This is a genomic window from Mesorhizobium sp. B2-4-12 (genome assembly GCF_006441575.1).
Classification (GTDB): domain Bacteria; phylum Pseudomonadota; class Alphaproteobacteria; order Rhizobiales; family Rhizobiaceae; genus Mesorhizobium.
Window position 1 is genome coordinate 1 of the sequence record NZ_VFVC01000061.1, and the last position, 23,379, is coordinate 23,379.

Annotated in this window: 30 protein-coding genes and 1 tRNA gene; 14 read left to right on the top strand and 17 right to left on the bottom strand. The window is 62.7% G+C overall.

Annotated elements, in window-relative coordinates:
* Positions 1-559: 559 nt before the first annotated feature.
* The 7 genes from FJ934_RS25485 to FJ934_RS25520 form a co-directional block, all read right to left on the bottom strand.
* Positions 560-985, bottom strand: a complete 426-nt coding sequence (locus FJ934_RS25485; RefSeq protein WP_140613205.1) for a hypothetical protein — start codon at positions 983-985, stop codon at positions 560-562.
* Positions 985-3,333, bottom strand: a complete 2,349-nt coding sequence (locus FJ934_RS28165) for a hypothetical protein (protein WP_181165771.1) — start codon at positions 3,331-3,333, stop codon at positions 985-987. Before FJ934_RS28165 ends, FJ934_RS25485 begins: the two co-directional genes overlap by 1 nt.
* A 295-nt stretch (positions 3,334-3,628) precedes the next feature.
* Positions 3,629-4,384: a terminase family protein gene (locus FJ934_RS25495; RefSeq protein ID WP_140613181.1), complete on the bottom strand. Its 756-nt coding sequence runs from the start codon at positions 4,382-4,384 to the stop codon at positions 3,629-3,631.
* A 242-nt stretch (positions 4,385-4,626) separates the two neighbouring features.
* Positions 4,627-5,181, bottom strand: a complete 555-nt coding sequence (locus FJ934_RS25500; protein WP_246671635.1) for a terminase family protein — start codon at positions 5,179-5,181, stop codon at positions 4,627-4,629.
* A gap of 97 nt (positions 5,182-5,278) precedes the next feature.
* Positions 5,279-5,665: a hypothetical protein gene (locus FJ934_RS25505; protein ID WP_140613183.1), complete on the bottom strand. Its 387-nt coding sequence runs from the start codon at positions 5,663-5,665 to the stop codon at positions 5,279-5,281.
* Positions 5,658-6,041, bottom strand: coding sequence for a hypothetical protein (locus FJ934_RS25510; protein WP_140613184.1), 384 nt, complete (start codon positions 6,039-6,041; stop codon positions 5,658-5,660). Before FJ934_RS25510 ends, FJ934_RS25505 begins: the two co-directional genes overlap by 8 nt.
* Positions 6,042-6,541: 500 nt before the next feature.
* Positions 6,542-6,910: a YbhB/YbcL family Raf kinase inhibitor-like protein gene (locus tag FJ934_RS25520; RefSeq protein WP_140613186.1), complete on the bottom strand. Its 369-nt coding sequence runs from the start codon at positions 6,908-6,910 to the stop codon at positions 6,542-6,544.
* 190 nt (positions 6,911-7,100) lie between these two features.
* Between FJ934_RS25520 and FJ934_RS25525 the strand changes: the two genes are divergently transcribed.
* On the top strand, positions 7,101-7,406 hold the full coding sequence (locus FJ934_RS25525) for a hypothetical protein (protein WP_140613187.1): 306 nt from the start codon (positions 7,101-7,103) through the stop codon (positions 7,404-7,406).
* A gap of 47 nt (positions 7,407-7,453) precedes the next feature.
* Here the strand turns inward: FJ934_RS25525 and FJ934_RS25530 are convergent, their stop codons facing one another.
* Complete coding sequence (locus tag FJ934_RS25530) at positions 7,454-7,882, bottom strand: DoxX family protein (RefSeq protein WP_140613188.1); 429 nt, start codon at positions 7,880-7,882, stop codon at positions 7,454-7,456.
* Between the two features lie 695 nt (positions 7,883-8,577).
* Between FJ934_RS25530 and FJ934_RS25535 the strand changes: the two genes are divergently transcribed.
* From FJ934_RS25535 to FJ934_RS25550, 4 genes are all read left to right on the top strand, one after another.
* A complete protein-coding gene (locus FJ934_RS25535) occupies positions 8,578-8,757 on the top strand; it encodes a DUF3606 domain-containing protein (RefSeq protein ID WP_140613189.1) in 180 nt (59 codons plus the stop codon).
* Between the two features lie 79 nt (positions 8,758-8,836).
* Positions 8,837-9,280: a GFA family protein gene (locus tag FJ934_RS25540; RefSeq protein ID WP_140613190.1), complete on the top strand. Its 444-nt coding sequence runs from the start codon at positions 8,837-8,839 to the stop codon at positions 9,278-9,280.
* A 122-nt stretch (positions 9,281-9,402) separates the two neighbouring features.
* Positions 9,403-9,639, top strand: coding sequence for a DUF982 domain-containing protein (locus FJ934_RS25545; protein WP_140613191.1), 237 nt, complete (start codon positions 9,403-9,405; stop codon positions 9,637-9,639).
* A gap of 12 nt (positions 9,640-9,651) precedes the next feature.
* Positions 9,652-9,897: a DUF982 domain-containing protein gene (locus FJ934_RS25550; RefSeq protein ID WP_140613192.1), complete on the top strand. Its 246-nt coding sequence runs from the start codon at positions 9,652-9,654 to the stop codon at positions 9,895-9,897.
* A 129-nt stretch (positions 9,898-10,026) separates the two neighbouring features.
* On the opposite strand, the gene FJ934_RS28730 is transcribed toward FJ934_RS25550, so the two are convergent.
* Entirely contained in the window at positions 10,027-10,161 is a 135-nt protein-coding gene (locus FJ934_RS28730; protein WP_281407119.1) for a hypothetical protein, read from the bottom strand.
* A gap of 88 nt (positions 10,162-10,249) precedes the next feature.
* Complete coding sequence (locus tag FJ934_RS25555; RefSeq protein WP_140613193.1) at positions 10,250-10,546, bottom strand: hypothetical protein; 297 nt, start codon at positions 10,544-10,546, stop codon at positions 10,250-10,252.
* 690 nt (positions 10,547-11,236) lie between these two features.
* Between FJ934_RS25555 and FJ934_RS25560 the strand changes: the two genes are divergently transcribed.
* From FJ934_RS25560 to FJ934_RS28580, 5 genes are all read left to right on the top strand, one after another.
* A complete protein-coding gene (locus FJ934_RS25560; protein WP_181165772.1) occupies positions 11,237-11,533 on the top strand; it encodes a hypothetical protein in 297 nt (98 codons plus the stop codon).
* A 37-nt stretch (positions 11,534-11,570) separates the two neighbouring features.
* Positions 11,571-11,644: transfer RNA gene (locus tag FJ934_RS25565), tRNA-Gln, on the top strand.
* Positions 11,645-11,746: 102 nt separating this feature from the next.
* A complete protein-coding gene (locus FJ934_RS25570) occupies positions 11,747-11,953 on the top strand; it encodes a hypothetical protein (protein WP_140613194.1) in 207 nt (68 codons plus the stop codon).
* A gap of 161 nt (positions 11,954-12,114) precedes the next feature.
* The gene (locus FJ934_RS25575; RefSeq protein WP_140613195.1) at positions 12,115-12,360 is read left to right on the top strand and encodes a DUF982 domain-containing protein; all 246 of its coding nucleotides are present in this window, start codon (positions 12,115-12,117) and stop codon (positions 12,358-12,360) included.
* A 53-nt stretch (positions 12,361-12,413) separates the two neighbouring features.
* Positions 12,414-12,788: a DUF378 domain-containing protein gene (locus tag FJ934_RS28580; protein ID WP_246671636.1), complete on the top strand. Its 375-nt coding sequence runs from the start codon at positions 12,414-12,416 to the stop codon at positions 12,786-12,788.
* A 137-nt stretch (positions 12,789-12,925) separates the two neighbouring features.
* Here FJ934_RS28580 and FJ934_RS25585 read toward each other — a convergent pair whose 3' ends face one another.
* Positions 12,926-14,032, bottom strand: coding sequence for a PAS domain S-box protein (locus FJ934_RS25585; protein WP_140613196.1), 1,107 nt, complete (start codon positions 14,030-14,032; stop codon positions 12,926-12,928).
* A 69-nt stretch (positions 14,033-14,101) separates the two neighbouring features.
* Positions 14,102-14,368 carry a hypothetical protein gene (locus tag FJ934_RS25590; protein ID WP_140613197.1) on the bottom strand — a complete coding sequence of 89 codons (267 nt, stop codon included), beginning with the start codon at positions 14,366-14,368 and terminating at the stop codon, positions 14,102-14,104.
* Between the two features lie 139 nt (positions 14,369-14,507).
* Between FJ934_RS25590 and FJ934_RS25595 the strand changes: the two genes are divergently transcribed.
* Positions 14,508-14,945 (top strand): hypothetical protein, encoded by a 438-nt coding sequence (locus FJ934_RS25595; RefSeq protein WP_246671637.1) that lies wholly within the window; start codon positions 14,508-14,510, stop codon positions 14,943-14,945.
* Between the two features lie 180 nt (positions 14,946-15,125).
* On the opposite strand, the gene FJ934_RS25600 is transcribed toward FJ934_RS25595, so the two are convergent.
* Together FJ934_RS25600 and FJ934_RS25605 are read right to left on the bottom strand one after the other, a co-directional pair.
* Positions 15,126-16,205 carry a D-alanine--D-alanine ligase family protein gene (locus tag FJ934_RS25600; RefSeq protein WP_140613198.1) on the bottom strand — a complete coding sequence of 360 codons (1,080 nt, stop codon included), beginning with the start codon at positions 16,203-16,205 and terminating at the stop codon, positions 15,126-15,128.
* A gap of 15 nt (positions 16,206-16,220) precedes the next feature.
* Positions 16,221-16,838, bottom strand: coding sequence for a C39 family peptidase (locus FJ934_RS25605; protein WP_140613199.1), 618 nt, complete (start codon positions 16,836-16,838; stop codon positions 16,221-16,223).
* Between the two features lie 440 nt (positions 16,839-17,278).
* On the opposite strand from FJ934_RS25605, the gene FJ934_RS25610 reads away from it, so the two are divergent.
* The gene (locus FJ934_RS25610; protein ID WP_140613200.1) at positions 17,279-18,028 is read left to right on the top strand and encodes a hypothetical protein; all 750 of its coding nucleotides are present in this window, start codon (positions 17,279-17,281) and stop codon (positions 18,026-18,028) included.
* A 269-nt stretch (positions 18,029-18,297) separates the two neighbouring features.
* On the top strand, positions 18,298-18,552 hold the full coding sequence (locus FJ934_RS25615; RefSeq protein WP_140613201.1) for a hypothetical protein: 255 nt from the start codon (positions 18,298-18,300) through the stop codon (positions 18,550-18,552).
* Between the two features lie 113 nt (positions 18,553-18,665).
* Here the strand turns inward: FJ934_RS25615 and FJ934_RS25620 are convergent, their stop codons facing one another.
* The gene (locus FJ934_RS25620) at positions 18,666-19,835 is read right to left on the bottom strand and encodes a PLP-dependent aminotransferase family protein (RefSeq protein WP_181165773.1); all 1,170 of its coding nucleotides are present in this window, start codon (positions 19,833-19,835) and stop codon (positions 18,666-18,668) included.
* Positions 19,836-20,290: 455 nt separating this feature from the next.
* A complete protein-coding gene (locus tag FJ934_RS25630) occupies positions 20,291-20,788 on the bottom strand; it encodes a hypothetical protein (protein WP_246671638.1) in 498 nt (165 codons plus the stop codon).
* Between the two features lie 151 nt (positions 20,789-20,939).
* Here FJ934_RS25630 and FJ934_RS25635 point away from each other — a divergent pair, with 151 nt between their 5' ends.
* A complete protein-coding gene (locus tag FJ934_RS25635) occupies positions 20,940-21,503 on the top strand; it encodes a DUF922 domain-containing Zn-dependent protease (RefSeq protein WP_140613203.1) in 564 nt (187 codons plus the stop codon).
* A 44-nt stretch (positions 21,504-21,547) separates the two neighbouring features.
* Here the strand turns inward: FJ934_RS25635 and FJ934_RS25640 are convergent, their stop codons facing one another.
* A complete protein-coding gene (locus tag FJ934_RS25640) occupies positions 21,548-23,080 on the bottom strand; it encodes an acid phosphatase (protein WP_140613204.1) in 1,533 nt (510 codons plus the stop codon).
* Positions 23,081-23,379 lie beyond the last annotated feature (299 nt).

Here is a 23,379-nt window from a genome sequence, read left to right on the forward strand (position 1 = left end):
GATGTGTACCATTGGCGTTGCCTGCCCAAACTAGTTTTGAAAAAAGGACGCGCGGCGCCGGCCATCGCGGCACGGCCAGATCGCGCACACGCCGACGCTGCGTTCTTGGGGGTTGTCGGATTGAGGATTTTGGAGAGAGCGGCGAAGTGCGTCCCGGGATGACAGATATCAGCGGCGCATTGCCTTGGTCAGCCCTGAGCAGAGCAAGGAGCAAAGCGGCGCGCGCGGACAGTAGGATTCATGGCGCGACCTGAGGGGACGCCACCACGCTGCGGAATCTGATAGGGGTGATTGAGGTGCTGGAGATCCCAGCATGGATTCTCGGGTCAAGCCCGAATGACGAAATGAAGTAGTTCCCTACCGAGACGCGCCCGGCGGGTCGCTCTGCCCGACAGCCCGTTTGCGTCCTGCCTTGGATTCCCCCGGATCGACCACCGCTTCGCGCAGCATCATCCCACCGTAGGGGGTCGCGGGCATCAAATCGACGCGCGGCTGCCTAACCATCCTTGCGATGGAAAAGCTGAACTCCTCGAACCACGGCAACTGGTCCAATTGCTACTTAGCCATCGTAGGGCTCAACCACCGCAAACGGAATGCCCAACGATTCAAACAGGTCAAGAATGCGTTCCGAAATGACCAGGCGAAAGGGTACCGCGATCCCGAAGTCGTCGCGCCCGGCCTTGCCGTTTACTTTCAGCCAGACAAAGGGTGGCAGCTCCAACCCAGGTTGATCCTCTTGACACTCTTCCGAGATAGTCACCTCAGCGTCGGCGAACGTTGCACCTGAAAAGCCCATCTTCTGCAGTGCGCGCTGGGTGTCCTGAGTGACGAGAAAACAGGGGAATGTCGCAACGATCACATCGCCGAACCAGCCCTCTACCACATAGTGAAGCCTGGTCACGACTGGCGGGTGGACGCTCCGGTCGAGAACGGTGTTTTTGCCAATCCCGCCAGCGACGTTCGGCCGTATTCTAAAGTATTGCATCACTCACCTATCGGGGGATTGAACAGATGTCCATATTTCTGATCGATATAAGTCACGTAGTCCAGCACTTGCCGACGGGTTGCCTCGGGGTGCGCCTCGTAAAATTGATCCCACTCGAATCGAAAAACGATCTTGTGCAAAAGGCTATCTAGTCCTTTTGGGATACCTCTAAGATTTTGAAGAGAGTGCATTTCATCTGCAGCAAAAAGGTCTGGATATCTTTCCCACACCTGCCGCTCCGCAGCATGGTGTACGACAACTTCTCCTTCCAGATTCGGGTTCGCATCAAGAAATGTTTTACGGTAATTTTTGGAAGCAGCCCTCCCCAATGATGCTCCTGGATACTTTACCTTAGAAGGGTCTCTTGCAATCGACTTTATGATCTGAAGAAGCTCAGCCTTGTCGGGTTTGGCGCCCATGCTCACACGGTAGGCGGCATCTTCTGCTGCTTTGATCAGAGACTTCGTCTCGGCGGCTTGGCGAGCAATCGTCCCCTCGGCGGCAAGCTCTGATGTGGCGCGCGAACCGCTTGTTGCAAACTCCTCCAGGGGCTTGCCAAACCTGCCGGTCCTGCTGCGGACGATGGCCAAGCCTTTTGCAACGGCTTCGCCGACCACCTCCGATGCCAGGCGCCCTTCGGCGACCGCCCCTGAGCCAGGGGTGGCGGGCAGCTGCTCAAGGAAATCCAAAGGGGAATCGCGCAGGTCCCGGAGAGCCAGCCCAATGTCGTGCGGCGCTCGGCCCAGGGATTCGAAACCCTCGCTGAGATAGTTGCCGAAGTCCTCCGCGGCCTGTCGAAATGCGGACTTGGGCTCGTCGGCGCTCGCCGAAGTAGGCGATTGCTGCCCTGTCGCGGCAGTGGTGATCGGATCGATCTCGGCTGGTTGGTAAAGGCCAGCTCGGTCTAATTGCAGAGATAAGGCTTTCCGGGTCCCTGGGTCGGGCGCTGCCGCCAGAAGGTCACTTAGGACGGCGGCCCTATCAGCCTGCGGTCTATCGTTCCTGCTGAAGTCGTCGGCGATGCTTTGGACAACAGCCGCTGGTAGAGGTTGAGGATCCTCGATACCCAGTTGCAGTTGCGCAGCAACAGAGAGGGCGATCGCCCGATTGTATGCCTCCCGATTGTTAATCTCTGACTTGCCGGCTTGGCCAGTGACGTCGCTCCACGCGGCGTCGATATTGGGAAAGACTTCGCGAACATAGCCCGCAGGATCTGCCCGCCTCTCGCGCAGAGTCTTGAGGGTAGCAGCAGCCGTAACCTGATATCGGAGGTGGTCTTCGTCGGAACTTCCAGGGCCAGGCTCGGCATCGCGCAACGCCGCGTGGATCGCCTGGTTCGGCATGGTGCGCATGCCGAAGGCTTGGCGACCAGCGTCAATCTTTCGACTGAACTCCTGGTAGCGCTTGCCACCCTCCTCCTCGCCGTAAACGTCCACGAAATTCGTGGAGCTTGGCATTGCGCCGGAATAGTTGCCCGCATTGGCGATCGCATCCGGGGCATTCTGCGATGCGAGGTCGATATTGGCGCGCGTTTCGACCAGTCGGCTCACTGTCGCGGTGTGCGCCTGGCCGACCAACCGCCGAATGTCATCAGACGACAAACCGCCGCGAGTGTCACCGGCCTGCGGGTCGCTCGCCACCGGTATCGCGCTCAGCATCTCGGCGGCGCGGCGCGGGTCCTGCGCGATCAGCGCTTGCATGCGCGCCTTCGCGGTGCTGGCGCGCCATGCGGCTTCCGCCTGCAGCCTGATCTGCGGATCGAGGTTCATCTTGGCGAGAAGATCGAGACCGGTCTGGCGGGTGGCGTCGAAAGCGGCGGTGTCGTTGGGATCGCTTTGCGCGATGGTGTTGAGCTCGGCGGTTTCGACCTTAAACCACTGGTCCTGTTCATATTGCTTGCGGCGCTGGAGTTGCTGCATCGCCATGCGCGTGGAGCCCGCGTCGCGCAGCGCTTCCTTGCGGCTGGCAAGGCCGGCACCCACTTCAGGCGGCGCCTGCTTCACGAAGGTGTCGAACAGCGTGTCGAACTGCCCGGTCTTCACCACCTGGCCGGTGTGCGGATTGACCTGGCCGTAGACGGCGTCGTGCAGGCCGGCGCCATCGGCCGGTGCGTTGGCCACGGCATCGGCCTCGGTCCTGGCGATCTCGCCGTCCAGCCTGTGGGCCGCGATCTCGGTGTCGAAGGCCTGCTGCTGCGCCTGGCGCCGCTCATAGTGCTCGGCAACAGCCTGCCAATAGCCGTCGAGCGGAGGCGGCGTCCCGCCCGCCGGCGCAGCGTCGGCATATGCCGTCGCGTTGCCCGCATCGCGCCGGCGCTGGCCAACGGAGAGAGGTATGATGTGTACCATTGGCGTTGCCTGCCCAAACTGGTTTTGAAAAAAGGGCGCGCGGCGCCGGCGATCGCGGCACGGCCGGATCGCGCACGCCGACGCTGCGTTCTTGGGGGTTGTCGGATTGGGATTTTGGAGAGAGCGGCGAATCGCGTGCCGGGATGACAGATGTCAGCGGCGCATTGCCTTGGTCAGCCCTGAGCAGAGCAAGGAGCGAAGCGACGCGCGCGGACCATAGGATTCATGGCGCGACCTGAGGGGACGCTACGCTGGGTCGAGCTCGAGAAGGACCCTGTGCGTGGAGAGCCCGCCCTTACCGAAACGGCCCCAGCGGATCGCTCTGCCCCGCCTTGCGCCGCGCCGCCTTGAATTCCGAGGGATCGACCACCGCTTCGCGCAGCATCATCACGCCGTAGCGTGTCGCGGCCATCAAATCGTCCCGCAGTTTTACGACCTGACCGTCCTTGCGATGGAAAAGCCTGAACTCCTCAAACCAGTCCATCAACGTGGAAAACACCTTGAAGCGGCCGGATTGCATGCGGTCGAGCATCTCCATGAGACCGGCCTCGACCGAGACCGAGCCGTCGGGAAAGCGGGCGTGGCCGGGCAGCATGTTGAGCCCATGCGCGGCATATTGCTTGGCCAGCGCGGTGCCCGCGCCCTCCAGCGTTTTGCGGCGGCCGTCGCGCGGCCATGCCCATGGCAGCCATTCGCCCCAGGGCTTCAGCGTCAGCGTCTGCATGGCCGGTGTTTGCTGCGAGGCTCTGGCGGCCTTGGTGACATAGACGACATCGGCCTCCGTATCCCAGGCGAGCTCGACCGCGGCCGAGGGATGGTCCCAGCCGAAATCGAGCGCCCCGATGCGCGGCCAGTAGCGCGGCAGCCGGAACGGCTCGCAGGCGATCAGCGCCTCGGCCACCGGAAAGATGCGGCCCGAACCCAGCACCGGAATGCCGCGCGCCCGCGCCTCGCGCTCATGCTCGGGATAGGCGGCGACGATCGCGGCGCGCTGCTCGGCGCTGTAGTGAGCGGCGTCGTCAATGGTCATGAAGGTGACGTGACGGGACATGGGGAGTTCCGGAATCAGCTTGCTAAGCCTTGGCTGTATCGCTCTGTGAAGGCGTTATTTTTTGCGGTTGGCGCGGCAGCACTTTGCCTTCTCCCCTTGTGGGAGAAGGTGGATCGGCGCGCAGCGCCGAGACGGATGAGGGGTGGGTGACGGATCGCCGTCCTTGCCAAGCTGGAACACCCCTCATCCGACCTCGTTTCGCGAGGCCACCTTCTCCCACAAGGGAAGAAGGAAGAGAGCGTTCACCCCTTGCCCATCTTCTCCACCTCACCCGCCGACAAAAACAGCAGCACCACGTCGCTCATGCCGAGCAGCGGGGTGAAGGTGACGATGGTGATGCCGCCCGTCGCATTGGTGCGCGTCAGCCCTTCGGAATAGATGTCGAGCGGCGGTTCTTCGTCGAACCAGACGCCGTGCAGCGTTTCGCCCTGCCATTTCTCGCGGCCTTTTTCGAAGCTCTTGAATGACAGCACGCTCTCGCCCGCCTGCAAATCGCCGCCACCGCCATGGCGCACCACGACGCTGTCGAGGGCGCCCGGCGCGCCGCGGCCCATGATGGTGTCGGCAATGGCATCGGCCGGGATCATGCCCGTGCCCCAGGCCGCCTGCTGCTGCGGCGGGCCGACAAGCACGCGCTGCGGGTTGTCGCGCGTGCCTTCGCCGGTCACGCCCGCGGCCCACAGGCGGACCGGCGTATCGAAAACCTTGCCTTGCCACCAGCGCGGGTAGCGGCCGGTCAGGTGCATCGCCCATTCCGCACCGCCGGCCCGGGTCTTGCCGAGCTGGTTGCCGGCCATGAACAGCCTTTCGCGGTTTTGCGCGCCTGCCGCGTGAAATTCCGCCTGGCGTCTGTACGGCGCATAAGTCGCTAATTGATTATTGCGGCGACGGCGGTCAAGCTCCGCCAGCAGCGCCAGATATTCCGTCCGGGCCGAGATCAGCTGGCTCCTCGAGGAACGGTTTGACGACCGCCTCGAGGGCGCGGATGCGGTTGCGGATCTCCTCATCGCTCAGGGCATCCAGTTGGTTGACGGCAACATCGAAATCCTTGGGCAGCACCGAAAGCACGATCTTCAGATACTGGTCCGGCTTGTCGGCCCGCACCTCGGCGATGACGCCGGCGCCGTGCGCGCGGAAATCGGCCCGCACCGCGGTCAGGAAATCATCGCCGAGCGTTTTCTTCGTCCGCTTGGGGCGGGACTTTGGGGCAGAGGCCGGGTTGGCGACGGATTTACGCCTTGCCTTGCGCCGTGCCGGCCTGGCGGCGACTTCATCAGCCATTGGCCTCGCCCATCGCGTTTACTGCGGTATCGCTGGCGGAGACCGCCCTGCCCGCCTTCGGCACCCGCCTTGCCGGTTTCCTCGATCGGGCGGGCTTCTTCCTGGGCTTCCTCGGCTTTGCCGTCCCGGCGGGCTTCGTCGCCTTGGTTCGGGCCCTGAGCCCCGCCAGGGTAAGGCCAGCGAGGCGCGCGCCGCTGCCCGGTTGCGCAAAGCAAAAGCCACCGGCCGCGTCCCGCACCATGCCGATCAGCACGCCGGGTGCGACCGGCTCGATACGGCCCAGGCGCGCCTGCGGCGCCGCGCCCTCGAACTCGCCAATGGCGCTGACGACCTCGCGGCCGTCATCGTCGGTGATGATGGTGGCGTAACGTGGCATGAGGGTTCTCACATCTCGCAGAAGTTCTGTCGCGCCCCCCTCTGTCCTGCCTCCCCTTCTGGGGGGAATTGCAGTTCGGGCGCCTCGCCCGATCTGGCGGCCTGGGCGATTGGCGAAAGCCGGGATGACGGCCATCTCCCCACCTGTGGGGGAGATGTCCGGCAGGACAGAGGGGGGCGCGGTAGAGCGCTGGCGCACAAATTGCAGCCGAGGCCGCAAAGCGCCAGAAACACAAAACCCGCCTCGGCGGCGGGTCATTGGCGCAAATCAGCACCATGGCCAAATATGTAACATGGCTGCCCTCAGCCGGTCAACGATTTCCTAGGAAAAAATTCACATCACGTCGAACCGGCGTGATCCGAGTCTGACATGCATGCCGGCCTTTCAGCAGCCCGGGAAAAGTGCGCGGCCGGTTTCCGCCCGGATTGCGTCAAACCGGCGAGATGGCGCACGATCCCGAATGATGGATCCGGCCCCGTCGACGCCATTGCGCTCCCGTGTCACGGAAAACGCTTTCGCGCCTTCGCCGTGGCGAGGATCTTACCTGTGCCATCGAGCGCCCTCGCCGAGATCTCGTAGGTATGCGGTTTGGGCGGGCATGGCCCGCGATAGCTGAAGGTTCCGTAGGGCAAGGTTTTCTGGCCAGCGAAGGCCACCTGCCCACCGCCATGCTTGAAGTCGGGCGCGTCCAGGTCGGTCATCCTGAACGCCAGGGTCTTCGTCCCGGCGGGAACGCCCGAGAGTGTTATCGGCGGCGATTTCGGATCAAAACACTTGGCTGTCGGCCCCCATTCGAACGTCATCGTCATGCCGGCGGACGCGGCCGTCGTCATCGCCATGATAAAACCAAAGGCTAGAGCAAGTCGCATACACACCTCCTGCTTCCTACCCGGCCCGCGCCAGTATAGTCTCTTTTCCCGCACAAGGCATCGCGGACACGCGGCTCCATCGCGGCGCGCCCGATGGAACGTCAGCCGCCCGATCAAGGGACCATCGCACCGTCATCCGGATCGGAATAGGCCTTCATGCGTTTGGAATCCATCGAATGGGAGCAAAACCATGAACGTCGCCAATCTGCAAATCGAAGGTCTGCTGATGGCCATCGCCGCCATCAACCACGCCCTTGTCCGAAAGGGGGTGCTGTCGGCCGAGGAAATCGACATCGCCTTGCGCAAAGCCGAAGCCAGCGAGACCAGCGAGGAACGATCCGAAGGCATGTCGTCGTCGAGCAGGGACGCCGTCAATTTTCCCATCAGGCTGCTGGAACTGGCCAACCAGTGTCAGCCGGAAGCGGACATACCCTCCTTTTCGAAACTGGCCCGCATGGTGGGCCAGATGAAAGAGGCCTATAACGACCAGATGTGAACCCAGACCGGCCTGGGCCGCATCGGCCGAGACTGGCGGTCTCGGCCTCACGCCCTGCCCGGCCATCCCAGGTTCAGCGCCAGCATCCTTCCCGGTCCGTGCACCGCCGCGAACAGCAGCCCGGCCAGGAAGGAAAAATGGTCGACGAAAAAGCCGAACTCGGCCTGGTTGCCGGCCCAGTGGCTGGGGCCGTGGAAGGCAAAGCCCAGGAACAGCACATAGGCCGCGGCGATAAGGGCCGCCTGCGAGAAGAAGGCTCCGCTGAGGAAACACAGCACCAGCGCAACCTCCAGGATCGCCGCGCACCAGGCAAGCAAGAGCGGAAACGGAAAACCGGCGGCGGCGATGTAGCCCGCGGTGGCACCCATGCCCATGAACTTGAAGGTCGCCGCTATGAGGAAGACGGCGGCGAAGATCAGGCGAGCAATGAGAAGGGCCGCGGTCTGCCACGGCGATTGAGCGATTTGCGAGGGCATGGTCGTTCTCCAGTTTGGTTCGCCCACAGGACGCGCCGCCGGGCACCGATCCGACAGGCCTCGGCAAATTTTTCCCCGCCTGTCCCCTGGCCAATCCGACACAACCGATTCCGGCTTGCCAGCTGATGTACCCAGCGTTCGAGGGAGAATCCGGCCAAGGCCTTGGCCATCGGCGCGCCGCGTCATGCGGCGCTGACGAAATCACGAACTTGTCCGTAACCATGATCGTGCTATGGTCAAGGTGGGGCTACTGCACTGGTATAACCGGTGCAGTGTTGGGTGGATAAAAAAAATTGGGCGCGAGCGTCAGATTGGGGATGGAGTCCCCTCTGGTCCGGTCATCGGTTATGGAATGCAGTGGCTGCGGTGGCACCGGGCAGGTTTTCCAATGCCCGCGCTGGACGAGTTCCAATGGCCTTTGCTGCCCGGCCGGCACCCACCAGCGCGGCTGCCCTGGCGTAAGCGCGCCTTGCGCCGAATGCGGCGACGCCAGCCGGCACGACGCCGACCCCGTCTGCCCCTCGGCCTGAACCGGACCGTTTGCGACCGGCGCCAGGCAGACCTCATCCGGTCCGTCCGCCGCCTTCCATGGAACCAGCGGCGTCGATCGCTGTTATGTCTGACCGCGGCATCGCGTGCCGAACCAGGGGTTCGACGCCTTCGCGACCGGCCGCCGACGGAAAGCGAGGCCTGGCATGCCCGACGACAAATCGAAGATCAAACAGGACCGCAAGCAGGTTTCGAGCGAGGAGACCTACGAGGTCGCCGCCTTCGCCCGCAAATACGGCATCCCGCAGAGCGAAGCCCAGACCATCATCAAGCGCTACGGCCCTTCGAGGAAGAAGCTTGACAACCACATGGCCGCGCGCGGATAGCCGGCGGCATGCCAGACTGATGAAGCCAGAGTGACGGGGCCAGCCTGACGGAGGCCAGACTGACGGAGGAGCCGCTATCATGTCCGACACCACACGCAGGACCGGCAGTTGCCTGTGCGGCGGCGTGCAGTTCGTTGTCACCGGCCGGCCGTCGCGGGTCGGTCTTTGCCACTGCAAGGACTGCCGCAAGGCGGGCGGCTCGGTCTATTCGGCCTTTGCCATCTGGCCGCGCGACGCTTTCGAGACATCGGGCGAAGTCGCCTCCTATGGCACGCGCAGCTTTTGCCCGACCTGCGGCGGCCGCCTTGCCTGGGTTAGCGACAAGGAGGCCGAGGTGATGCTTGGCAGCCTCGACGTCGCGCCGACCGACCTTACTCCCGAATACGAATTGTGGATCGGCCGGCGCGAGGCCTGGCTGCATGCCTTGCCCGGCACCGAACAATTCGAGCATGACCGGCCGGAGGCGCCAGACGCCGATTTGCCGGCGGCCAGATCTCTGTCGGACGCCGTCGCGCACGACTGAAAATTGATTTTTCGGGATTGGAACCCTCCGTTGTCGGCGGCGTTATCCGCCGCCCTTCCTGCATGGCGTTCTCCAGAAAACGCAGCTCGGCTGGGCGACATTACCAGTCACGGAGACCACCGTTGAACGACAAGATGTTTCCCCGACCAATCCGCCTGAAATTCGCCCCCGAGCGGGAGCGCGTGGTGCGCAGCGCCTGGGAGGGTCTGGAATGCCTCGGCGACTGGCCGGCCGGCCGGGGCCGGCGATACCGGGCGGCGTGGCGCAGCTGCCGCGATGCATTGGACGGCTGGACGGCGCCGGAAAAGGCGATGGAGGCAATGATCGACGCCGCGCGCGAAGCGCGGATCCTGCAATAGCGGGCAAAACCAATGGCCGATTTGATGCTGCCGACCCCGATGCGGATCAAGCCCCACGGCTCGGACACGATCCGTGAGGTGACCACGCTTCAGGACGCCAGTGAAATCCTGATCGACTGGCCGCATGCCAAGCGCGGTCCCTTCTATCAGGCCGCGCGCGAAAAGATCGAGGCGGCGCTCGAAAGCAATGCCGGCGCGGCTCAGGCACAGGAGGCCTTCACGGCGCTGTGCGATCACGCCGGCCTCCTCGTTCGCTAGAGCAGTTCCGGTAAAATCGCGTAGCGGTTTTCCGTCCGCAATCGCGCCAGGACAAAGAAACAGTCCGGTTTCAAGAACAGAAAGGCAGGCGAATTCCCGCCTGCCTTTCTGTTGCCGAACCGCTCCTGATTATGGGGTAGGCAGATCGCCGCTCACGATCGGATGGGAAGTCTCGAACCCGAAACTCTTCGGCGCCATCAGCATCAAGGCGATCACGATGGCGATGGAAGCAAGAAACGTGGCGGTGATGACAATATCTCTCACGATCCGTTCCTTTCAAATCCAATTGTCAAAAAGAAACGTTTGGCATTGTACGAGGTTCCTCCGCCCAGCAATGCAGACGAATTGGCTTTTACTTCTGGGGCGGCTGCGCCGGCACTTCGCCCGGCTTGATGATCGGTGTATTGCCTTCGTCAGGCGCCGGCGCGGCCATGCCCTGGTCGCCGGTGGGCGGCGGCTTCAGCACGCCGCCGCAATCATTGAGCTTTTCGGTCAAATTGCCGCCGCCAAGCGGCTGTTTGCCGCCTTGATCCGTCTGTGCACGGCACTTGTCGGTCTGTTTCGCCTGGCTGTCGGTATTCGGCTGCGTCTGTGCCGCCGCCGGCACTGCCAGCGCCAATATCAGGGACGCGATGGCGAGAGGTTTCATCCCGGCCTCCTTTTCTTGCGCGGCCGCCCACGGCGGCCTTCCCTTCGCAGGAACAACGTCCGTCGGCCGAAAAGGTTGGCCACTTCCCTCCCGCCAGCTGGAAGCGTCGCTGGCGCCGGCAAGGCCGTCAGCCGATCCGGACAACGCGGCCGTCACGTTGACTGAAGGCATGCTTGGCCCTACTCGCCGACCGCGTCCGCAACAGCGTGCCGGGAACCCGAGGCCAGGGCATCATGCCCATGCGGCCCAGTCTGACCTGATATGATAGTCTGACCTGATATGGTGCAAGTTTTCGCAACGGGCCAATGGCCGGGTCAGCAAGATCTTACCGCGTCATCCTCGGACGTCGCGGCAGGCGGATCGGCCCTTTGCGGGCATTCCTCGTAGCGGTGGTCGCGACCGCCGCAGAAGGAACAGCACATAGCTTCGCGGCCTTCATTTCCGGGCCGCCATTGGGGTGTTTCGTAAGGCTTCCTGTCATCCATGCCCAGCAATGCGCGAGGCATGATTTGGTTGCGCGGGAGCCCCGCCATGCGCAACGCACAGCCTGTCGCGGAACTGGCGGACAGATAATGGGTTTTATGCGACAATGCATGTCCGCTCGGGCAACTCCCGGAAGGTGTGAAGCGGTCTTGCGCCCGCAGTTGCCTCGAGAGCCCGACACCGCGTCAAGAACCAAGAGAAACCGCCATGTCCGCTCGCGTTCGAATCCTGTTGATGACCCTGGTCCCCATGCTCGCGGCGACCAATCTGGCCGAGTCCCGGCCCGACAGCCGCGGCATGAGCTGCACCGAGATCCGCGCCATGATCCAGAGCCATCGCGCCGTGGTGCTGACCACTGGTCCGAACACCTATGACCGCTATGTCAGGCAGTTCGGCAATGAATGCGACTGGCCGGAAGTGCCGATGTCGGCCTATATCCCGTCCCGCGACGGGCATTGCCCGGTCTATCACTGCGAAGAGCCGGTCAACAACTTCCCGAATTGACGCTCCGCCGCGCCGGCGTCATAACCGTTCTCGCTTCTCCCGCTTCGTCTAATGGTAGGACAGCGCCCTTTGAAGGCGTGAATCGTGGTTCGAGCCCATGAGCGGGAACCAGCCCTTCATCAGGGCAGCACCGGTTTTGCGCCGCCCCTCCTGAAACCATTTTGATGGACCAGGCGTTGACGAAGAGGGGCATGGCTAGACAGGAGACATTCCATGACCGTCAACTGCCGTATATCCATCGACAACCGGCCGGACGCCACCAACGCCATTTTCCAGGCGGTGCCGCGGATTGGAGAAAGCGTTTCCTTGTCGGTCGACGGAAGTCCCCAGGACCTGCGGGTCTCGCGCGTCGTGCACGTCCCCGACGGCAAACTGGAAGCTGCCGCGATCATCGTCGAGGTGACGACCAACATCCTTTGAAGCATTCCAGGAAAAGCGTGAAACGGTTTTGCGACCGCAATTGCGTCAAACAGGCCTTGAGCCATGGGCGGATGCTCCCTGGCCTCACGCTAGAGTGATGGCAGGCATGAAACCACCTGCCGCGGTATGCGTTCTAGGCCCGCAACCTTGTCGAGGTTCCAATGCAAACCGCGTGGTTTTCCAAGCCCGTGGTGGTTTCGGTCGGCGTCACCGGGGCCACCCGCAACCTGTCCAATACACAGCAGGCCATCGAATTGCTGACGACACATTGGCGCGACGCCGGTAGCCCGAAGCATCAGTCGGCACTGCGCGCCTGCCGCCGTGCGACAAGTGGCGACGTCTCTCCCGATACCGCCAGGGAGGCTTTCGTCGAGGCCGCGCGCGAGGCGCATATCCTGGTTGAGTGAGTTGCCTCGCCACTCGTCCTGGCGCCGAGGCGGGCTGTTGGAACGCCTTTCGAATGGCCCGTCCCACCCCGCCGGCCTGGTTTCGCGAGGCGCTCACGGATCGTCGCCATCGTTCACAATGTCGTGACCAATGGAACCGCCTGAAACCACAGGCGTTTTTTTCGCAGACGTTTGTCAGGCAACATCAGGAGGCGTCTATGCGTATCATGAACCTCGTCACTCTCGCCCTCATCATCCTTGGCGGTCTCAACTGGCTGGTCATGGGTTTGACGGGCCATGACGTGATCGGCATGGTTTTCGGGGGAGCTACCCTGGCTCGCCTGGCCTATGTAATCATCGGCCTTGCCGCCATATGGCAGTTGATGCCGGGATTCCAGAGCTTCACGGTTGGAGAAGTCGATGCCGAAAGGCATCTCCATCATCCGTGACCGGTAAGGTGGGGCGGTGGGAAGCCCGCCGCCCCACCCGTATGAGGCCGCTCAAGCGGCACTGAACAAAACCGTGATTGCCCCGTCGCGACCGACACGGCTCCCGACGGCCAGACCCGCGTCAACCGGGACGCTCTTCAGGGGCCGAAGCCCGCCGCGGCGTCGTTGTCGGCCTCGGAGCCGACTTGCGGCACGATGATCGAGGTCAGCGGCGCGTTGAGACGCCAACTGAGATGACCGGGCAACCGCTCCAGGACGGCGGAGCCGCCGAGTGACTGCGGCGCCACCCGCTGCAGCACGACCGTGCCGAAACCCTTGCGCGCGGTCTCGTCGCGCCTGGTTCCTGGGCGGGGCTTGGATGTCTCCTCCCACAACAGCTGGAATTCCCGTTCGCCCGAAGCACGCGAACCCTGCCCCCCCGAGCCGATCGTCCAGGTGATCTCGACCCGGCCGTCTTCGGTGCCAAGCGCGCCGTATTTGGACGAATTCGTGCCAAGCTCATGGAAAGCCATGCCGAGATTCTGCACCGCGTTCGACTGCAGCGTCAGAACCGGGCCGGAGAGCGTTATCTGTTCCTCGCGGCCGAAAGGCTTCAAATGTTCCTGGATCAAGTCGAAGAGGCTGGCGCCCGCCCATTCCGAGGTCACAAGCAGGTCATGTGAGCGCGACAGCGCCATGATGCGGGCACGGATCAGTTCCTCGAACTCACGCGGATCGCTCGAACGCTTGCTCGTCTCCCTCACCATCGACAGGATGACGGCGAACTGGTTCTTGACGCGATGGTTGACCTCGCGCATCAGCAGCCTGATCCGGCGCTCGCTCTCCTTGGCGGCGGAAATGTCGCGCGCGATCTTCGAGGCGCCGACGATCTCGCCATGCGCGTTCTTGATCGGCGACACGGTCAGCGAGACGGCGATGAGCACGCCATCCTTGCGCCGTCGCATCGTCTCATAGCTTGCCACCTGTCCGCCACCGCGAACCCGGCTGATGATCTCGGTTTCCTCGCCCTTGAGGTGATCGGGGATGAGCATGAGGATCGATTGGCCGACCGCTTCCTGGGCGCTGTAGCCGAACATGCGCTCGGCCGCCGAGTTCCAGCTGGTGATGATGCTGTTGAGATCCTTGCTGATGATGGCGTCGAACGAGGAATCGACAATGGCCGCGAGACGCGCATCGGCGGTCGCGTCCTGCCTCTCATCGTCCACAATGCCGGTTACCGCCGCCACGATTTCGCTCATTGCCATGAGGTAGCGCGCAAACGGATCAAGGCAATCGCTCCCCGTGCAGTTGGCGCATGTCAGCCGAAGCGCCCCTCACTCCGACGACCGATCGGCCGCTTTACCGGGCTGATCGGTTACCTTGCCGTTCCCGCTGTCGGGCATGAGAACGCCGAATTCCTGTGACTTGACGCCATGCTCCGCCGTCAGGAAGCCTTCGGAAGCAAGACCGCGCCGCAGCAACTCCCTGACCGCCGCCGAACGGCTCGGCATGCGCTTTTCGAAGCGCCAGTTTTCCAGGGCCGCCAGCTCGTCCGCGGTGAGCATGATCTGCAATCGTTCCGGGCGTTCCAGTTCAGCCATTGCGCGTTTCCTCGCTCAAGACTAAAATACGCTGAGTTAGTATTTACCTCATTCAGCTCATAGTTAGGATTGCCCCCATTATCCGTCAAGTCCTGCCAATGGATGAACAGCGCAACCCGCGCATGATGGGGATCAGACGTTGGTTGCACGTTTGCATAAATGTGCTAACTGGCTGATTTATTTGCACATTTTCAAATTTCCACTTGTCAGGGGCCGGCCATGGGTGCATGCTCCCACCAAAATAGAAACCGATCGCCTGTGGGAGGCTTCGATGCGGTACAACTTCTCCATGCGCCTGCGCGATGACGTCAATTCGGCCGTCCGGACGGCATTCCACAGGGGCATCGTCAACATCACGGCGGTGGCCGAGCAGGTCAGGGTTAGGAACCTTGTGGAAAACGTCGCCCTTGAGGATATCGAATATCTGGTCCTGCAGGCCGCCCAACTGTTTGGCGCGCCGATAGAATTCGACGCTCAAAGCAATGGATTGGCTTTGCCTGGAAATGGTTTCGCCGAGGATGGTGGCGAGGGCGCGATGGTCCCGCCCGATCTTCATCAACATGTCTCGATGCAATAGTCCGGCGAATGCCAAACCGGGCGGCGGGTCAAGGCGCTGGGCAAATGGACACCGCCGCTGCCGGCCGACCACCTCTATTGCCCAGCCGGCGGCACGCCTCCCCGGCCCTCAAACTGCTGGTCGATGCCTTGCGCTACCAGCCATGACCGGGAGGACATGCTCCCGAACGGGATCGACCCGTCAGCGCGTCGCATACCTGGCCAGCGCGTGCTCGATCAGCACGTCGATGACCTGGCTGTAGCCGATGCCCGTCGCCGCCAGCGCCTTGGCATACATCGAAATGTCGGTGAAGCCGGGAAGCGTGTTGACCTCGTTGACCAGCAGCGAACCGTCGGCGCGCAGGAAGAAGTCGACGCGCGCCATGGCCTCGCAGCCGAGCGCCCGGAAAGCCCGCGTGGCCATGTCCCTCGCCCCGTCGGCAATCGCGGCCGGCACATCGGCGGGCACCTTGACCACAGCGCCGTCGGCGTCGAGATATTTGGCCTCATAGGTATAGAAATCATGCTTGCCGGCCGGGATGATCTCGCCGGGCAGCGACACGGTGAGCGAGCCGTCGGCGCGCTCCAGCACCGAACACTCGATCTCGCGCCCTTCGACGAACTCCTCGACCAGCACCTTGCCGTCGTAGCGGAAAGCCGTTTCGACGGCCTCGTCGAAACCGTCCCTGTCATTCACCTTGCTCACCCCGAAGGAGGAGCCCTGGCGCGCCGGCTTGGCGAAGAACGGCAGTCCAAGCATCCCGGCGATCTCCTGGAACGAACCGACATCGTTACGATGCACGGTGACGGAGCGGGCAACGGCAAGCCCGGCCTCGCGCATCAGCCGCTTGGCGACATCCTTGTCCATGGCGGCGGCCGAGGCGAGGATGCCGCAGCCGACATAGGCGACATCGGCAATTTCGGCGTAGCCCTGCACCGAGCCATCCTCGCCGAACGGACCGTGCAGCACAGGAAAGACAACGTCGACCGGCGGCAGTTCAGGCTGGGCGCCGCCTTTCGACACCACCACCAGCCGACCCTTGCCGCCGGGCAGCAGCGCGACCTCGGCGCCATCCTCCGACAGCGGAGCCTCTGCCCCGTCGCCGATGGCATCGGACGACGGTTGCAGCAGCCATTTGCCCTCCCTGGAAATGGCGATCGGCACCACCTGATAGCGCGTCCGGTCGATCGCCTTCAGCACATTGGCCGCCGACAGCCGCGAGACGTCATGCTCGGCCGAACGCCCGCCATAAAGGATGGCAACCCTGATCTTGTCCTTCATGGAAATCCCTCGAAATCAAATGGCGACGGCAATGCCGCGATTGGCAAAGAAGCGGTCGAAATCGGATTGCGCCAACACTGCGTTTGACTGTGTGGCGCTGGTATGGCCGGACGGGTTGTGGAAGCGAAAACCGTCATCCGACGCCTCGGTCACCAGCACCAGATGGCCCCCCTTCGACGGCGGCTCGCGCTCCGGCCAGCGGATCGAACTGCTGACCGAAGCGATGAAGAAGCGCGACCGGGTGAGGATCGCCGGAATGTCGGTTGCCGCGACACCGGTCATCACCTCGGCGTCCAGGCCGAACTCCGCCTTCACGAAAGTGACGAAGGGCGCATAGATCAGCCCCTTGATCGAGCCTTCATTGACGACATAGCCGCCATATCCAGTGCATCGTCTCGCCAGCTCGATCGTCGGGACGATCTCGCCGCGCGTCGCCAGGATCATCTTGAGACACGCCATGCCGCAGATATTGGCGGCCCAGAGAGCGTATTCGTCGAGCGTCTCGGCGCCCGAACCGTGCCACAGCGGATCCCGCCGCAACGCAGCCCCCGCGCCGTCGGCGAGCACGGCCAGCGTCATGTCGGGCGTTTCCCATTGGCTGAAAAACGGCACCGTTTCAGTCAGGGGCTTCATGCGACTCCTCAGGGCTCAGTTCAATTTCGCATACGAGAATACGAGATTGATGAAAACCGATCTGCGGACATTTGGCGCGCGAGCATCCGGCCATGCTTGGGGAAGGCTCTTCGCGAACGACGATCGGATACATTCAGATACATAAGACTGGCGCGCCGTCGCATGTCGGAAAGCCATTTCCATGCGTTCGCGCCGAGAACGCGGCAAGTCTGGTCTACGTCACTCGGGAGTGCCGGCATCGTAGTACACGATAGCGGTTGTTCAGTAGAGGCTGTCCAGAGAAAAAGTAGTGCCCTGTCCACCTATCGCGACAAGTAGTGCTATTAGACTTTTCTAATTAGCTAATTTTGCAAATATAAAGGTTTGCCAAATTCAATTAATAAAGCCGTAACGCGGTGCCTATACTGATTGCGCGTCCGGGTGGGTATAGGGGATGGGTCATGGTCGAAGGCAATATCTGGGCGGCTTCACTCGAAGTTTATATCCGCAACGGTAAATGGGTTCTTGGATACATCGTTTTGGCTGGCGCGCTGGCGGCGCTTGAAAGCTTCGTGAAAGTCAATTCGGGAGCTTCAATCTTCGTCGGCGTAATGACGTCGACCTTCTTGGCTATTCCTGCTCACATCGCCGTTTTGACGCAGCTAGATACCGACCAGGTATCCAATTGGCTGAAGGAAAGGCCTAAGGCTTTTTTCAGTTTCGTAAGACGTTGCCTCTTGCTCGGCTTTCTCGGCGCGATAGCTCCCTTTGTGGTCGGGATTGCCATGGTCGTCGGCGGCGTTCATGCGTCAGTCGCCCTGTTGGCGGCAATTCTTGTCTGGGTTTTTTCTGGCATCGCTGCGTTCGCAAAATGGGGTACGATGTTGCCTGCGGTCATTGCCGACGATGATCAAACACTTGCGGCTGCCGGCAAGCGCGGTTCCAAGGTGTTCGGCTATGCGTTTCCGCGTCTGCTCATTTCGTTCGGCCTGATCACTCTTCTATTCATAGTGGCGTTGATGCTGCTGTTCTCTCTGCTGGGCATCGACCCCAAAAATCCAGGGTTCCTGTCTCTGGCTCTGCCTGTCATCGGCGCCATCATTACCGCCTATCAAATCGTCATGACGTCCGTCGTGTTGTCGCGCTCCTACCTTAGGGCGCAACCACCTGCGCCATCTGCACGCCGGATGGCATTTGTGGTTGGCAGATAAAACCTCTCCATACACGCGCGCACCGGCTCATCGACCACCTCCAACTCGTGGTCAGCGATCTCCCTGTCAGCCGGCGGTTCTACGAGGGCCGCGCTGCAGTTCCTGGGTGTCCATGAAAGCTTCGTCCTCGCAAGGCTTCGAATTTAGGCCCGGCCTGGAAGGCGTCGACGCGGGGTGCGTGCACAAGCTGATAACCAGCGACAATTTTCGAAACCCGACGGAACTTTCCGGCCGACGGCAAGTTTCGTGGCGCGGCGGAGGAATTTCGATTGGATTGTTTTCAGAAGCTTGAAGCACTGGTCGATGGGGCCGATGCCGGCGGCATCGAGGAAGCGGACGCATTGCTGCACCGGTTCAAGGGCAGGTCCGAAAAGACGACGCGGGCCATCGACGAGTTCATGCTGGATCTCAAGACGTTGGTCTTCGTCGTCGAAGCCGGCGAAGAAGGTTTCCAAAAGCCGGTCCGCAAACTCGCCCGCGCCAAGCTTGCGAAGCTCAAGCAGCTGGTCAACGTGCCGGCCTAGAGCCGGATGATTTCGGGTCGAGTCGACCTAAATCTGAATTCGTCTCTAATCAAAAAGATAGAGCATGATGTCGCCGCTTCACACTTTTCGGCATCATGCTCCAGGCAGTGCGCCTAGCCTTTGAGCAGCGCCGCCAACCTTGGAATGCCCTCGGTCACCGCGCGGCGGTCGGCGAGCGTGAACGACAGCCGCAGCGTGTTGCGGCCGCTGCCGTCGGCATAAAAGGCGTTGCCGGGCACGAAGGCGACGCGTGCCTCCTTCACCGACCGCGCCAGCAACTCGGTGGCGTCGGACCCTTCCGGCAGCGTCACCCAGACGAACATGCCGCCTTCCGGGCGGCTCCAGGTCACGCCGTCGGGCATGTTGGCCTCGAGCGCGGCAAGCAGGCCGTCGCGGCGCTCGCGATAGGCGCCGATCAGCTTTTCCACCTGACCGTCGAACACGGATTCGGCAACGCGGTGCATGACAAGCTGGTTGATCGACGGGCTGTGCAGGTCCGACGCCTGCTTCATCAGCACCAGCTTCTCCACCACATGGCGCGGCGCGCACACCCAGCCGACGCGCATGCCCGGCGACAGGATCTTCGAGAACGAGCCGCAATAGAGCGTGCGCGCCTTGTCGATGCCGCCGGACCTGATGCAGTCGAGCGCCAGGATCGGCGGCACGCCCTCCCCGTCATAGCGCAACGCGCGATAGGCGGCGTCCTCGATCACCGCGATGTCGAGTTCGCCTGCGAGGTCGAGCACTGCCTCGCGCTGCTTCCGGTCCAGCGTGTTGCCGGTCGGGTTGGCGAAGTCGGGCACCAGATAGGCGAACTTGACCTTGCCGCCATTCGCAGCCGCCGCCGCGCGGTAGGCATCGGGCGTCATGTTGCCGCCTTCCGGCCGCAACCGGTCATAACGCGGCTCGTAGGCGTTGAAGGCCTGCAGCGCACCGAGATAGGTCGGCCATGTCACCAGCGCGGTGTCGCCCGGCGACAGGAACAGCTTGCCGAGATAATCCAGCGCCTGCTGCGAGCCGGAGGTGATGATGATGTTGGCTTCGTCGCAGGCGACGCCGAGCTTGCCCATCTGCCCTGCGAGCCAGCGCCGCAGCGGCAGATAGCCTTCCGAGACCTGGTACTGCAGCGCCGCCCCCGCTTCCGCGCCGCCGAGCACTTCGGCATAGGCGTCGCGGATGGCATTGGCCGGAAACAGCGACGGATCGGGAATGCCGCCGGCGAAGGAGATGATATCAGGCTGGTCGAGCAGCTTCAGCAGCTCGCGGATTTCGGAAGCCTTCATGCGCGAGGAGCGCGAAGCCAACAGGTTCAAAAGGGTCAAGACACGCCTCCCCGGACGCTTCGGATATAGGTCAACTTAGCTGACCTATATCCCTTCTTGCCGGCAAATTGAATAGAGCCTGAAAGAATTCCCGCATACGCCAGCCGCTGACGCAGGTCGGAGGCTTGCGCCTTGCGGAACTGGATGTCGGTCATGGTGGATGAGATACGGCCAGGGGGCGGCAACGGCAAGCGGAGAGGTTGGAGATCAAGGGTAAAGGCTTGCGCCGCCCCTCATCTGCCTGCCGGCATCTTCTCCCCGTATAGTGACGGGGAGAAGGACGCTCTCGCCGCTGATTTCGCCAATTATCAACGCTGCGGAAAGGACGCCGGCGTCGCGGCCGGCGCCTTTCTCCCCGTCACTATACAGGGAGAAATGTCCGGCAGGACAATGAGGGGCGGCGCAACCCTTCAGCCTCAATCCACATCATTCGCCGGCCTGGCCTTGCCGCACTGCGCCAGCACCTTGCCGATGGCCCCGCTCGAACCCTTCAGCGGAAAGCTGTTGGCGCCATATTTGGCTGAACTGACCGAGACGTCCCCCTTCGACTGCAAAAGGTCGAGCAGCGGATCGGTCTTGGCCAGGTCCGCCACGAAATAATTGTACATCGCTTCGAGCTGCAGCGTCTTCGTCACCGTCTTGCCGTCGGCCTTGAAATCGAAGGCACCGCTGATGCCGGGCTCCAGTTGCTGGCCGCTGGCGCCCAGGTCGTAGCTCAGCACAGGATTGTCGAAGCAGGTCAGCATCAGGCGCGCATCGCCTTTCGGCCCGCCGCACGCCGAGGCGGTCAGCACGCTGCCGCCCTCGTCTTCCTCCATCTTCGCGCTCCAGCCGCTGCACGGCGCGGCAAGAACCGGCTGCGCGGCCTGCAATATGGTCATGGCACAAACGAAGAAGAGATATCCCGCTTTCATGACTTCCCCCTTACACATTTGCAGCACCCGCCGGCAGCATATAGGAAAAGCGGTCCGGCGACATTGCCCTGTTCGGCAAGCCGTCCGGGCCGATTTGGAGAGAGTGGTGCCGAGAAACCGTGTTCGTCTGCGTCTTGGGCCGGTCGCGCTTATGGCTTGGCCCCTGGCAGCCGCAGCCGCCGCGGCCGGCTGGAAGCCGGTCGAGACGGTGGAGACCTATGCCATATCGGGCCAGTCGGGGCTGGAGCTCTACCGGTCGATCGGCGAGAACGGGCCGAATGTCGGCATTGCCCACGCCATCGCCCACACCAATTTCAAGCTGACCTGGACCAGGGACTATCAGGCGCGTGGCGCGGTCTGCGTGCTGGTGTCGGCCAAGCCGAAGCTGATCATCACCTACACCTTGCCCAGTCCCACCGCGCCGCTGCCATCAGCCGTCCAGAAGAACTGGGAGGTTTTCCTCGCCGGCGTCAGTGCCCATGAGAAAGTGCATGGCGCCAGCATTGTCGACATGGTGCGCAAGATCGAGGCGGCGACCGTCGGCCTCACGGTCCCGAATGATCCCCAATGCAGCAAGATCCGCACGGAAATGACCATGCGCCTGTCCGAACTCTCGCAGGCGCAGCGGCAGTCCAGCCGCGATTTCGACCGCGTCGAACTCGGTCAGGGCGGCAACCTGCAGAAGCTCATTCTGGCCTTGGTCAATGGCGGCTGAGAGGGGCCTTCGCGACGCGATGGCCCCTTTTGCCTCGGCCGCCTCTACCGGTTCAGGTCAAGTGCCGCGCTCAGATCCCCCATCGGCGGCTCGCCATTCACGGCAAGCGCCTTGTCACGGGCGACGATGCCGGAGAGCACCGGCAGGTCGTAGCGCGCCGTGATGAAGCGCAGGATCGATGTCGTGTCGTACTGCGTGTGGTCGACCGTGCCCATTTTCGCATAGGGCGAGATGATGAAGGCCGGGACGCGGTTGCCTGGGCCCCAGCGATCGGCCTTGGGCGGCGCGACATGATCCCAGAAGCCGCCATTCTCGTCATAGGTGATGACCACCAGCATGTGGCTCCATTGCGGGCTCTTCTCCAGATGCGAAACGAGATCGGCAAGGTGCTGGTCGCCGCTGGTGACATCGGTGTAGCCGCCATGCTCGTTGAGGTTGCCCTGCGGCTTGTAGAAGGCGACAGCCGGAAGCTTGCCCTCGTCGATCACCTTGATGAACTCGGAGCCCCCCATGCCACCATCCTTGAGGTGTTCGGTCCGCGCAGCGGTGCCGGGCGCGTAGGCCGTGAAATAGTTGAACGGCTGATGGTGGAACTGGAAATTCGGCACCGGCGTCGCGTTCTTGCCGTCGAGCGTGGCCTGCCAGGCACCGGCATACCAGGCCCAGTCGATGCCTTTCAGCGACAGGAGGTCGCCGATGGTGATGTCGTGCTGCGGCGGCAGCGTGCTCGGCTGCGCCGGGTCGGCAAGCGCCTTGTCGCCGCCTTCGACCGGCTTGTTGGCGCTCGGCTGATAGGGCGGCTGCATGGTGTTGACGGCGTAGAAATCCGGCGTGATGGCGCCGTCATTGACGAATTTAGGCGCCCCGCCAAGCGCCGAGGCCGGTGAGTTGTCGGCGACCTTCAGCGTCTTGCCATCGGCCTCGACGACGGCGATCTGCCCCTTTACCGGGCTGGTGTCGGCATGCGGATAGACCGGCGCACAGGCGCAGGCGAGTTGGAAGTGGTTTAGGAAGGAGCCGCCGAACGCGCCTTGGAAGAAATTGTCGGCCAGCACATATTTTTTCGCCACCGACCACATCGGCAGGCCGGAGCCGTCATAGTGACCCATCACCAGGCCACCGGAATCGGCCCAGGCGGCGAACTTGTCGTTCTTTCCGCCATCGATCTGCATCTGCTCCTGATAGAAGCGGTGCCAGAGGTCGCGGGTGATGACCGCCATATTCTCGTTGAAGCCCTTGGGGTCGTCGATCGAGAAGACTGCATTCGCGAGATGCGCGGTCTGGGCCTCGGTCATCGCCGGCGTCACGCCCTTGCCGGTCAGCCCGCCCCAGGCCGGCGGCAGTTCGGCAAGCGGCTTGCCGTCGCGATCGAGCTGGCGCGCCTGGTCGGCCGAGACGTTGGCGAGCCCATCGGCGCCGGGAAAGCCGCCATAAAGATTATCGAAGCTGCGGTTCTCGGCATAGATGACGACGACTGTGTCGATCTTGTCGTAACCGGGAGGGGCGGCGTGGGCGGCGCCGGCGAACGATGCCAGCGCCGTGGAGGCGAGGCAGAGAGAAAGGAAGGATCGGGTCATGGGGAAGATGCCTCGTGGCTGGGGAATGGCTGGAGGAACTTTTCGACGCTAGGACCGGCGCTTGTCAGCTTTGTGACAGGGCAAGGATGATGCAAGGAGCCACGAAGAAAGCTGGCGGGTCAGCGCCCCCTCTATTCTGCCGGACATTTTCCCACAGGGGCGCGGCAATCGCATGGAAAGCCGAGGCTTTCGCCCTACGAATACCCCCACCCCTAACCCCTCTGTTTGTGCCGGAGACAAGGTGGACAGGTGTTCGGGGACATCGTGGACACATTTTTTCATCATGATGAGACGGGTTG